The sequence below is a fragment of the Maritimimonas sp. 2210JD6-3 genome (assembly GCF_056591795.1).
The window spans coordinates 1-12641 of the sequence record NZ_JBWQOJ010000029.1; the positions used below are offsets into that span (position 1 = coordinate 1).

At 32.8% G+C, this 12641-nt stretch carries 8 protein-coding genes; all 8 read right to left on the reverse strand.

Annotation, left to right across the window (positions count from 1 at the left end; translation table 11 throughout):
* Nucleotides 1–351 precede the first annotated feature (351 nt).
* Entirely contained in the window at nucleotides 352–549 is a 198-nt protein-coding gene (locus tag AC1EUY_RS11905) for a hypothetical protein (RefSeq protein WP_480195764.1), read from the reverse strand.
* A gap of 17 nt (nucleotides 550–566) precedes the next feature.
* Nucleotides 567–1016 (reverse strand): JAB domain-containing protein, encoded by a 450-nt coding sequence (locus AC1EUY_RS11910; RefSeq protein WP_480195765.1) that lies wholly within the window; start codon nucleotides 1014–1016, stop codon nucleotides 567–569.
* Nucleotides 1017–1090: 74 nt separating this feature from the next.
* Nucleotides 1091–1438 carry a single-stranded DNA-binding protein gene (locus tag AC1EUY_RS11915; RefSeq protein WP_480195766.1) on the reverse strand — a complete coding sequence of 116 codons (348 nt, stop codon included), beginning with the start codon at nucleotides 1436–1438 and terminating at the stop codon, nucleotides 1091–1093.
* A gap of 1079 nt (nucleotides 1439–2517) precedes the next feature.
* On the reverse strand, nucleotides 2518–4176 hold the full coding sequence (locus AC1EUY_RS11920; protein ID WP_480195767.1) for an alkaline phosphatase family protein: 1659 nt from the start codon (nucleotides 4174–4176) through the stop codon (nucleotides 2518–2520).
* Between the two features lie 302 nt (nucleotides 4177–4478).
* Entirely contained in the window at nucleotides 4479–5018 is a 540-nt protein-coding gene (locus AC1EUY_RS11925; RefSeq protein WP_480195768.1) for a gluconate 2-dehydrogenase subunit 3 family protein, read from the reverse strand.
* Nucleotide 5019: 1 nt separating this feature from the next.
* A complete protein-coding gene (locus AC1EUY_RS11930) occupies nucleotides 5020–6723 on the reverse strand; it encodes a GMC oxidoreductase (protein WP_480195769.1) in 1704 nt (567 codons plus the stop codon).
* A gap of 79 nt (nucleotides 6724–6802) precedes the next feature.
* Nucleotides 6803–8380: a discoidin domain-containing protein gene (locus AC1EUY_RS11935; protein WP_480195770.1), complete on the reverse strand. Its 1578-nt coding sequence runs from the start codon at nucleotides 8378–8380 to the stop codon at nucleotides 6803–6805.
* Nucleotides 8381–8525: 145 nt separating this feature from the next.
* Nucleotides 8526–12617: a hybrid sensor histidine kinase/response regulator transcription factor gene (locus tag AC1EUY_RS11940; RefSeq protein ID WP_480195771.1), complete on the reverse strand. Its 4092-nt coding sequence runs from the start codon at nucleotides 12615–12617 to the stop codon at nucleotides 8526–8528.
* Between the last annotated feature and the right edge of the window lie 24 nt (nucleotides 12618–12641).

Below are 12641 nucleotides of genomic sequence, written 5' to 3' on the forward strand. Positions count from 1 at the left end.
AGTTTTGCTGCAAATCCCATTTTTAGTCTTTTTGATCAATGTTTGTAAACCTTTGTAAATAAAGGTTTTGCGAAGCAAATTGATTATGTACCGTTGCGTCAGCACGGTACCCTCTTGCTCTTCCAATTTTGCCCCGCAGGGACCAAAATTTCCAGACACCTAACCAAAGTCGGATGCCATATTTTTTTTTGATGAATTGGTCATTTAAGGAAAGTCAAATCACCCGAAAATCGGGATTGGCAATGACCAAAAATATGTTGCTTTTCAACACAATAAAGATATGGAATTCAAAGTATTGACCATAGAAAAAGCCCATCATAATAAATGGGCTTGTTTGGTTCAGTTTGCTGTTCAGATATTGAAAACATACTTATAATTGTATAGATTTCGTATCGCTTCTTCTTCCAAGAGGGTTTTATAATTTATATAGTGTTTCTTGGCATGGTTTCTGAGTTGCTCCCCAAACTTGCTTTCTACTTCCTTTTTGGACATTAAAAGTAATCGTTCTTGGGTTTCGTCATCAAGGTTATTATAATTCAAATAGACCATAATTACACGTTTTTGGGTTAGAGCAATCCGTTATCGGCAAAACTGTAATAGTCGCCTTCCGGAGCAATAATCAAATGGTCTAAAACTCTTATATCAAAAAGCTGAGCAGCTTTTTTGATTTTCTTTGTCAACCTTTTATCCGCTTCACTTGGCATCAATTTTCCAGAGGGGTGGTTATGGGTCAGTATAATGCCCACTGATAAGGTATTCAATACTATAGCGAATAATATTCGCAAATCTATCATTGTTCCAGTAATACCACCTATTGACAAAGGGTAAATACCTTTTACTTTATTGGAGTTATTTAGCAATAGGATTTTAAAAGTTTCGTGCAATCCAATGGTATTTTTGTCCCAACCCTTATAAAGTAACCTCGCAACTTCTTTGGAATTATTAAAAGCTTTTGATTTTAAAGTACTTACTTTTTCTCTGTAACTTATCTGTACTTCGTTAACTTTGTCTTTCATTGTTCTAATTTTTAATGTGAATGATGAAAAGAGGGTGCTACTTTCGACGGTTACACCCTCTTTCTTTTTGGGTTTTATTTATTGGGTCTTCCGTTTAACAATAGAATTTCATTTGCGACCACTTCGGTAACATAGCGTTGATTACCCTCTATCGGTTCGGTATAGGTTCGGGTCTTTAACTTCCCTACAATTCCAATTTCCTTGCCCTTGCTAACAAATTTTTCGATGATGTCGGCAACCTTGTCCCAAGCCACAACGGTATGCCAATTGGTATCGGTTTGTTTTTCGCCTTTACCGCTTTTGTAGTTCTCATTGGTCGCCAATGACAAACGGGCTACTTTTTTACCGCTTTCAAGATTTGTAATGGTTGGTTCCTGCCCAACGTTTCCGATTAACTGTACATGATTTTTGATACTGCTCATAATGTTAAATTTTAAAGATTAATATTTCCCTTATCGGATTTAAACTGAATTAAATTTTAAGGGGTGTTTGTTTGATTTCTTTCGTGCAGAGCACAATGGATAAAGTGGGTTTTGTCAAGACTTTTAGAGAATAAATTAGGAGTGTCTGCGACGTAGTTTTTACCGAAGGGCTAAAAACAAGGTAGTAGAAACCTTATTTTTCACTAAAACTTGCATGGTCTTGACAAGTTCTATAATGGTATTAGCAATTCTTTTAGAACCGTTCGCAAGGGAGCGTACAGGCAGTTAAGCGAGTGAAGTGGATGGGGTCTAAATTAGAATTGGTTATATCATGCCTGTTTTTCGATTCCCCGAAAAACAACAAAGGCTTTATCCATTATAAACCCCTTAAAATGGCTTGGGCAAAGGCTTGATTTTTAGGGATTGTCGAGCAAAGGCTAAAGAGGGCTTTGCCGAGAATCCTGTGAAGAAAATCTAGGCTTTGACTTTCCGTTGGCAAGCGGATTCAATCCTTTTTTGACTCAGAAATCAAGTGTTACTGTCCAGCTTAGCGGAAGGGATTAACAGAATGAAAGGCCAAAAGAGGATTGTGTCCAAGATATTTTTAGTGAAGCTCTTTTCTTGGAATGAAATACAAGGGATGTGCTGAACGAAACACAATATTATTATCATGTTCTTTTATAAGATAATACTTATCAGTATATTTTTTTGTTATCAAATGCTATTAATTAAAAAGAATTATTACTTTTGCACCAGACGAAAACAAGATGGGCTATCAATCATTTGTAAATAGGTCACAAATCGTCAACATTAATAAAGATATTTGGCAGAAGTGCCGTTGCGACAGGGCTCGCAGAGCAAGGTTCGAGTCCCGTCCAGACCGCATAAAAACAGTTGTGTTGTTTGTCTCAGAAATGAGGCAATAGGTTGAAAGCCAATAGGCTTAACCAATGGAAAGCTTCCCTAATTTGGGATGCTTTTTTGGTTTAAAGAGGTGATTTAGTCAGCATTTTAGTCGGTGATTTTATCCTTTTCAAGATAGTATTTTCTTGCTTTAAACGTGTTAATTGAAAAAGTTATTAATTACAATTATTCTCTGTTATTAATGCGTTTCCATCTAAGTTCCAGCTACTTTGTATTGGTATGCAGAGATGTTTTAATGCAGTAGAGACTAGATCAACTATTCTAGGTGTATTATCATAATTATATGTTTCTATTACTTGTGTTGCGTTTGTATCTTTCCATTCTCCTCCTGAGAGGTTGCCATTAGTAGCGTTTGAACTGAAGTCTTCAATATTTGTTCCTGTACCTTCAGTAATTTTCCAATGTCCTTGCAAGTTGGCATAGTTAGGATGTGTATTGTCTAAAACCTTGCATTTCCAACTGTCAATAGCATCAGCATTTACCAAGGTGTTAAAAACCCTGACTTCAGCAACATAACCTTCAAAACCATAATTGTTTTTTCCATCTTTACCTATAGTGAAGGGTAAGTCGTTATCAATATTGCCAATATTAGACATAGATGTGCTGTTGCTTAAAATACCATCTACATATACATCTAACTTACCGTCTCTATCAAACGTAGCACTTACAGTATGCCACTTGTTATCAGTAATTACTTCGGTCGCTACATCTACACGATTAGTACCATCTCCGACGTTTACTTTAAATTTCTGACTTTCAGTTGAAAATGAGAACACATAGCCAGGATATAAGCCACTAACCCAATCTTTTTTAGCAACCATACTTACATCATTAGGGCTATTAGATCTAAATCTACATTCAATTGTAAAATCTTGTGAGGTGCCAAAACTATGTGCATTAGTGTTGTTTACTACTATATTTGTTTCACCATCAAAAAATAATTCATTAGTACTGTCTAGACAATTTTCTGCGGGTTCAATGGTAGTTTGCGTGGTAGTAGCTGCAATTTCTTGATTAGGAATATTATCGCCACTTGCAATTACAAAAATATTTCTATGCGGGTCTGTTGTGCCACCATGAAGCAAGTTTTCGCCTCCATGATCTGTACTTACCATAATAAGCCAATCTTCTTTACTGTAATTAGTGCGCGCTTTTAGGGCAGACATTAGCTTACCAATTGCGGCATCTACTTTTTCAATGGCACCAGTGTAACTAGAATTATTTGGACTAAAGCCAGAAGCATGGCCTGCATGGTCAACATCATCAAAGTGAACGAATAACGCCGTTAAGTCATTGTTAGATAATTCTAAAGCAGCCTTATCGGCGGTATCTGAAGTGGAATCTTGTGTATTAACCGTTACATCTACCACTCCAGAGGCTACCTTTTCATTAATGGGATGCCACTGCGAAACAGATACTGTTCGAAAATCAGGATTTGTATCTTCTATATACTTAAAAAAGTGTGGGTATGTTGTAAAATTTGATCCGTTAAATGTATTGTCAACAACTTTATGTTTATTTTCCCACACACCAGTTAGCATATTACTCCAACCTGGTCCGCTAATTGTAATACCTTCATGTCTAGCTTGTAGAGAGTAGGTCCCGTTAGACATTAAGTTGTTTAAGTTAGGTGTATTGGCTACAGTGAGGGCATCTGGTCTGCAGCCATCGATACCTATTAATAGCAATTTTTTTATTTTTTTCTCCGTTGGATGTGTTTCATTACTTTGGGAAGAATCGTCGCCACTATAAGCATATAAACTCAGTGTAAATACAAACGCAACAAATAATATTATTGGTAAGATTTTTTTCATTTTTATAGAATTTTAAAATATGATTTTTGAGTACCTAGAGGTACTAATATCTTGTATAGATTTCCAATTGACATAAGAATGATTTTAAATGGATAGATAGAAATTAATCAAAAATATTCAACATAAATAACTGATAAATAATATATTATTAATATAATTTACACTAGAGTGTAAGTGCTATTTTGACAAAAAATATACTCTTTTTTATAACAAAGTTGAAGGTGTTTGTCCTCCTATAATGTAACATAATTACGTAATCTTAATATAATTTGCACTATCTAAATGATTGAAACTAATTATTTTTATTGTGTTTCGTGGACTTGTGAGGTACAATATCCAAGAAGACAATAATACCTAACTTTAGTAAGAAAGAAATAGCTTAAATATTCAGTTTTCGATTTTTGCTTGATTAATTCAAAATCCTCTTCAAGTAGTTTAAAAATGTCTTCTTCCTTTTCTCTACTAAAATAGGTTTTTATTATTGCTTCAAAATCTTTGGTCGTTGCATTTTCAATGGGTATATCAAAATCGTTTTTAATTGATTTGATAAATTCAATACTTCCTGAGTTAAACAACTTCTTTTTTTCAGAGGACTCAACATGATGAAACATTTCATCAATAAACTTTACTAGGTTAATTTGGTTTATTTTAGGGAAACTACTACTAGGTGTTATAACATCAACTAAATGATTGATTATTAAAGTCTGCTTTTTATTTAAAAACAAATACTTGCTAAGTGTTGTATCATTTGAACATGAATTTAAAATATTGAGTAGTGTGGGTGTTGCAACCATACTGCCAAAGGCTATTGAAATAGATTTTATGGCTTGTCTTCTATCCATTTTAATTAAAAATACCTTGTTTAAATTGTTCTACAGCATGATTAGCAGCCCTTGCTGTTAATGCCATATAGGTTAATGAAGGGTTTTGATTTCCAGAGGAAGTCATACAAGCTCCATCTGTTACATAGACATTGGCTACTGAGTGTATCTGATTATATTTATTAAGTACAGATGTTTTTGGGTCATGCCCCATTCTGGCGGTTCCCATTTCATGTATAGCATGCCCTGGTATAAAGGCTTCTTCAAACCCTTTTACGTTAGAAAATCCAGACTTAGTTAACATTTCTATGGCTTCGGTTTTCATGTCTTGTCTCATTAGCTTTTCATTTTCTTTAAACTCGCAATCAAATACAACTGTAGGCAAACCCCATTGGTCTTTTTGGTTATAGTTTAGTGTAATTTTATTGTCATGGTATGGTAAACATTCTCCAAACCCAGTAATGCCAATATGCCAATTACCTTGATTAGAGATTTGCTCTATAAGTTCTTGTCCGTAGGTTAGCTCTTTAATAGCTCTTCTCCAGTCGCTTCTGCTTGCTGCTCCCTGAAAAGAATACCCTCTTAAAAACCTATTTTTTGACATAGAATCACCTAAGTTTTGAAATCTAGGTATATGAAAACTAGCAGGTCTAGTGTTTGTATAAGCAATATCTTTGAATCCTTCATAATCAGCAGTAGCACCTACCCTAAAATGATGATCCATTAAATTATGCCCTAATTCACCACTATCATTACCTAAACCATTTGGAAACCTACCTGATGTTGATTGTAATAAAATACTTGTTGAAGCAACGGTAGATGCACAACAAAAAATCACTTTAGCAAAAAAGGTTAATTTCTCTTTAGTTTGAGCATCTACAATGTTAACACCAATGGCTTTTTTAGTTTGCTCATTATAAATTATTTCATAGGCTATTGAATAAGGTCTTAGAGTCATATTCCCAGTTCTTTCGGCGGCTGGTAATGTTGAAGAATTACTGCTAAAATAACCCCCTATGGGGCATCCTCTCATGCATTTGTTTCTGTAGGCACAATTTGCTCTTCCCTGTCGCCTATTTTCGCCTGTAATATTGGCAAATCTACCTATTGTTAGTGTTCTATCACTATAATTTGCATGGATTCGTTTTTTAAATTCTTCCTCTACACAATTTAAGGGCATTGGAGGAGAGAAGTACCCATCTGGTAATTGCGGTAATCCTAATTTTTCACCAAAAACACCGATAAATTTTTCAGTATGGGTGTACCAAGGTTCTATATCTTCATATCGTATAGGCCAATCTACAGCAATACCTTCTTTTGTATTTGCTTCAAAATCTAAATTACTCATTCTCAAGGCTTGCCTCCCCCAAGTTAGAGAGCGCCCTCCTACATGATAACCTCTAATCCAATCAAACCTTTTTGTTTCTTGATACGGATGTATTAGATCATTTACAAACCAATGCTTCGTAGATTGATGGGTAACAAATCCTGTTCGGTTCTGCTTAAATTGTTTTTTTAAATCTGCAATACTAGGTTTTCCTCTATGTTCTAACTCCCAAGCTTTTAAATTGGCTGTTGCATAATCATCTATATGTTTTATATTTCTTCCTCTTTCAAGAACTAACGTTTTTAAACCTCCCTCACAAAGTTCTTTGGCGGCCCATCCACCTGAGATTCCTGTGCCAATTACAATAGCATCAAAAGAGTTGTTATCATTTATGTTCATACAACGAGGTTTAACTTAGCCCATAAGTTAAAAAGAAAGCGTTTATAATTCTACTATAGAAAGAAAATTATAGTTTAATTTAGAAACACATTACTTCAGCTAGTGTTGCAAATCGATCACCATCATGTGATGATTTTGCGTCAATTTTAAAGTACCTAAATGACACTTCACTATCTAAAGTGATATTTTGAATAGTATTTACATTTTGTAATTCAAAATCACCAACACTTGTCCATGTAGTGTTATCATTACTTATTAGAATTTCTATGTCTTTAATGGCTCTTGATAGTGTTTGTCTTTGTACAAAGCTGAATCCATTTACAGTTGTATTTTCTCCAGTATCGACTGTAAGAGAATGAGGATAAGATGCTGATGAGCAACTACCACCCCAGCAAGAATGCCAATAGGTTGTATAATCATCGTCAAGTATATCGTTTGCTCTACCAGTAGTTCCTTCGCCTGATATTTCTTCACTACTAAAGCTCGCTATAGTCCAATTAGACCTGTCTAAATAATTTTGTTCACCAAAAGTGATAATTGGAATTCCTTCCTCAAATTCATAGAAATAAGAGAGGTTAGTTATATCGCCTGAAGTATGATTAAGACGTAGTCTTAAGGTGTATGGGGTATTACCCTTTTTATGAAACTCACTAATAGGCATACTTGCGCTAAAATTACTAGTAATTACCTCTGCAGTCCAGGTAACGGCGTCATAGTCTGCATTGTCATCGGCCGGATCATGATAAATACTAATATAATTTACGGGTACATCGGTGTTTACAGTTCCAGAGATATTTATAAATCCGTTGTCATAGTTTGCTTGAAAATTTTCAATTACTGCACTTGCACCTGTATAAAATAGTTTATCTGTGCTATTGAATAATTGATTGTTGTTGAGTATAGCACAACTCGCCTTGGTTAAAAAGGTAGGAGTGTCGCCATAGGTGTAATTGCCCGCGCCCATTAAAGCAGTGCCTTTTTGAGAATTTGAAATATCTGAAACCTTTTCCTTGTTATGAGGCAAGTTTAAACCATGACCTAACTCATGAAGGAGTCCTCCAATGTAGGTAGTTGCTCTAGTACCTAAAGTACCATCCGTTCCAAGGTATTTTATGTCCATGTCATTATAATCTGTTGCGAAACACCATTTGCCAAGCCCATAATAAGGGGCATCACTATTGGTAGGATCATCTACAGGTGATATTACCAAGAAATGATCGCCATTGTTTTTATCTGGATTTGCATTATAATAAGCTTCAATTTCAGCTTTCATTTTAACACCACCACCTTCATAAGGATAAAAAGAAGCTTCTTGTTGCCCTTCAACATAGTCAATTTTAATTCTATTTTTTTGGGTGTCAATAAGTAAACTAAATGTCTTCTCACCAAAACCATTCGTTACCATGTTTTGTTTAAAAAACTCTTGACCTTGTAGCAGAATTTCGCTCAACCTTTTGTGAGATTCATTTCTGTTTGCCATACCTTTTGGTATAAAATAGATGATATTTAAGTTATAGTTGCTTGATGAGGTATAATTAAACTCTTCATCTTGTTCGCCAACTGGACCTGGATCATTAATTTCTGAATCTTCAGAGCAAGCAATCAGAAGAGTTAACAAAACAAGAAACTTGACTTTTAACAATAGTTTAATTTTCATAATCAATATATTGGGATATGCCATATCAAATTTAGCCTAATTCAATATAAGCTAGTGGCAATTTTTTATCATTAACAGTAGTCATTTTATTCAATATCTATAAAACGAGCTTTATATATATGAGTAAATTATTACTGTTTTTCAATTAATTTTTGTGATTAAGCACCTGACTTTTAATCTCTATTTGATTTATAGCATACTTTTTTAAAAACTCTTCTAAGTTATCGGCAAGCATAGATTTACTCTTAAACGATTTAGGAGTTACTTTAAAGTGTTTTTTAAAACTTTTTGAGAAGTATTTAGGATCATTAAAGCCAACCATATAAGCAACTTCAGAAATTGTATAGCCAAATTTTGTCAATAAAATTGCAGCTTTCTTTAAGCGAAGTAATCTTACAAAATCAATAAGTGTTAAACCTGTAACCGATAAACATTTTCTGTATAAGCTTGAATAGCTCATATTTAGAATATCAGCCAACTCATCGACTTTAAACTTAGAATCTTGAAGCCTTTCATTGACATGAAAAGTCAATTTTTCAAGAAATATTTCCTCTTGAGATTTATTTATTTTTATTTCAGGTTTATTAATTAGTTCTTTTCTGTATTTAGAGATTATATTTTCTTTTGAAAGAAGTAGGTTGTTAATTTTAAGAATGAGTTCATTGGTATTAAATGGTTTGTTGATGTATTCAATTGCCCCAGTTTTTAAGCCCTCAATTTTTGCTTTGGTAGAATTTTTGGCCGTGAGTAGAACTATAGGGATATGCTTTGTTAAGTTTTGTTTTTTAAGCGCTCTACACATTTCTATACCATCCATTTCTGGCATCATTATATCACTTATTATAAGATCTGGAAGATTGTTTTTTGCGTGATAAAATCCTTCTTTACCATTTTCTGCCAAAAGGATGTTATATTGTTTTTGTAATAATTCTTTTAAAAATTGTTGTAACTCAAAATTGTCCTCAACAACAAGAATGGTTTTCTTAGATTTGTCTAAAATTTTGTCCGTTTTACTGTGTTTATCTTGCTCAGCTATTGTTAGAGGTAAGTTTTCTTGGCTTGATGTAATCTTTTCATAATCATCATAATGACTTTCTGATATAGGTAGTTTTATCGAAAAGGTTGTACCTTCTCCTGAGCTACTATTTACTTTAATTTTACCTTTATGTAGCTTAACAAGTTCTTTGGTAAGGGCCAACCCGATACCCATTCCTTTGGCATTTTTACTGCCTTTTGATCTGTAAAAAATTTTAAATATTTTATCAAGTTCTTCTTTTTTTATACCTGAACCAGAATCTGAAATTGAAATTTTAATGAAGTTCTTCTTATTTATCGGTGCTACCGTTAATATTACATTGCCTTCTTGAGGCGTGTACTTAAAAGCATTAGATAATAAATTATATAATATATGCTCTAATTTTTCTTTATCATACCATGCGTTGGTTAAGTTTTTTGGACAATTGACTGAAAAGTCAATTTTTTTACTTCTCGCCAATTCTTTAAATGATAGACAAACTTTATTGATATCATTATACAAGTCATTCTGTGTCACAGCTAATTTTAACTTGTTTAATTCTTTATTTCTAGTCAAAGTTAATTCTCGAGCGATTCTAGACAAGCGATTTGCATTATTTGATATAATATTTAATCGTTCTTTTAACAGCATATTTCCATTTGATTCTGCACGTTTTAGCATATCTTCAATAGGACCTAAAATTAATGTGATAGGCGTTTGAATCTCATGCGACATTTTAGCGAAGAAATTCATTTTTGCTTCATACAACTCATTCTCTTTTCTTCTACTTATTTTATTTATAAGTAGTTTTTTTCTTAAAGTGTACCATCTGTAGCCTCCAAATAATAAAATGCTGAGCAGTATAGTGTATAAAAAATAAGCCAGAGGTTTTTTCCATAGTGGTTGTTCAATGACAATATTTAAATTTTTCTTATATGTTAAAGAATTGTTATTTGCTTCAGTGGCTTTTATTTCTAAAGTATATTCACCAGGAGGGATATTTGTATATGTAGCTAGACCTTCTGAGTAAGTACTTTTCCAATCTTCATCAAAACCATTCAGTTTATAAGAATATTGATAATTAGGATTCAAAATATTATCTATGGCAGAAAATCGTATTGAGAAAGAAGATTGATCATTTTTTAAATATAAATCTTCGATGTTATAAATGTCAGAAGTTATTTGGCTAGATAATAAATTTTTTGCAGGTTTATTTAAAACCTCTATATCACTGATGAGTAGTTTGGTAGTTGTTTTTTCTTTATTCAGTTTTTTAGGGTTAAAAAAATTTACACCTTCTTTCGAACCAAAATACAATATGCCACCATTATCTTTAAAGACGGATCTTGACATATAAGAGTTACTTTGAAAGCCATCGGTTGTATAAAAAGTAGTAACTAGATTTTTCTTTCTGTCAAAATGATGAATACCATTTGTAGAGCCCATCCATATATTATATGGATCTGTAGTAATTACAGAATTAAAAGCTTTTGTAGTTAAAACATTTAGGTTGTTAAAGTCTTCAAACTCTTTATTTTCAGTATTAAAAAGTAGTAACTTTCCTTTACTGTTTATAAGCCAGATTTCATGAGGTTTACCTAGGCTCATAGACCTTACGTTAGGAAAGCTTTCATTAGCACTATTTTCAAAATGTGTAAAAGTAGAATAATCAATATTATTATAGTTTTCGTTAAACTTAAAGAGCCCTCCACCATAGATGCCTAACCAAATATTTTGTTGACCATCTTCAATAATACTTTCTACAATAATACCGTTTAATCCGTTTTCATTATAATTAAAACTGGCAAGAGGCTTTTGATTAGCATCATAAATATTGATGGCTACATTAGAGCCCACCCATACTCTTCCTTTTGAATCACCAAATACTGTTCGTACATCTGTTGCTTTCTGATTTTTGTTATTAAACACAGAAACATTATTAAATGTTTTAAGCTTTTGATTATAATGCCAAAGACCATTTTTGTAGGTGCCAAACCAAATGTTTTTGTAATTATCTTCAGTAATAGATTGTATGTAGAAATTATCGTCATAAAAAAATTGCTTCGAGGGTACTGCATTATCTTTGGCTACTGTTAATCCGTTTCCATCAGAACCCATCCATAAATTATGGTTTGAATCTTTATAAATACTTAAAATTCTTAAAGGGACATTATTGGTGGAACCTTTAAGATAGTTAACATTTTTATTGGGTTTTGGAATAACGTTAACAATACCATAATTAGTAACAATCCATATATTCTTATGGCTATCTTCGTTAATATGTATTATGGTATTGCTACTAAGCGAAAACTCATTTGAGTTATTCTTTTTATAAAGGTCTATCTTTCCATTTTTACTATTAATCCTATACAAACCATCACCATCTGTTCCTCCCCAAATATTACCATCACTATCTAAAAATAAGGCTATAAAAAGTTCATTATTAAGATTGTAAGGGCTCTGTTTTAAGAAAGCGTCTTGAATAAATTCTTGCTTTTTAATATCGTAAATAAGTAAACCAAAAGCTTCAGTTCCTATCCATAGTTTATTGTCCTTATCAGCTTGCAGTGCAATGGGACCTGGATAGTCTGTAAATGGCCCAATAAGCTCATTTAATGTTTTGGTTTTTATTGAGTAATGATAAATCTTACCTTTAGATGTACTTATGTAGAATTCTTCCTTATTGATAAATTCAATACTTTCGGCTTTGTTATCGACACCATTCAAATTAGGAATGGTGGTAATGACTTCTGCTTTTTTATTTTTTAAACTATAAACAATACCCGTTTTAGTAACCACCCAGGCTTCTTTGCCTGTAGTTTGAATGAGGCTTGTAGGCTCTTTTAAAGAGTTAGAAAAATCAAAGAACCTACCTTCAACAGAATTATATTTAGAGAGAAACCCATTGTTGCTTTTTATCCATATATTTTTGTAGCTATCTGCATGAAGATGGTTAATTCCGTCTGTACTAGCTATTTCTGGGAAAATATCTGTTTTTGTAACAAAATGATAGCTATACCCATTATATTTTAATATTCCACTACCTGTATTCATCCAAATATTACCTAAAGAATCTTGTACAGTACCTAAAACACTTATGTCTTTATTATTAAGCTGAGGTTTAAGATGCTTAAAATTTATATCATGCTGTGCAAAAGATGTTATGGATAAACAAATGAAAAATAGGGAGTAAAAGATTTTTATATATCTAGTTGAATTCATTTTCTTTAAGATTGTCACTTGACG

Coding starts and splice junctions, on each gene's coding strand:
- AC1EUY_RS11905 (WP_480195764.1), bottom strand. CDS start 549: ATGGTCTATTTGAATTATAATAACCTTGATGACGAAACCCAAGAACGA.
- AC1EUY_RS11910 (WP_480195765.1), bottom strand. CDS start 1,016: ATGAAAGACAAAGTTAACGAAGTACAGATAAGTTACAGAGAAAAAGTA.
- AC1EUY_RS11915 (WP_480195766.1), bottom strand. CDS start 1,438: ATGAGCAGTATCAAAAATCATGTACAGTTAATCGGAAACGTTGGGCAG.
- AC1EUY_RS11920 (WP_480195767.1), bottom strand. CDS start 4,176: ATGAAAAAAATCTTACCAATAATATTATTTGTTGCGTTTGTATTTACA.
- AC1EUY_RS11925 (WP_480195768.1), bottom strand. CDS start 5,018: ATGGATAGAAGACAAGCCATAAAATCTATTTCAATAGCCTTTGGCAGT.
- AC1EUY_RS11930 (WP_480195769.1), bottom strand. CDS start 6,723: ATGAACATAAATGATAACAACTCTTTTGATGCTATTGTAATTGGCACA.
- AC1EUY_RS11935 (WP_480195770.1), bottom strand. CDS start 8,380: ATGAAAATTAAACTATTGTTAAAAGTCAAGTTTCTTGTTTTGTTAACT.
- AC1EUY_RS11940 (WP_480195771.1), bottom strand. CDS start 12,617: ATGAATTCAACTAGATATATAAAAATCTTTTACTCCCTATTTTTCATT.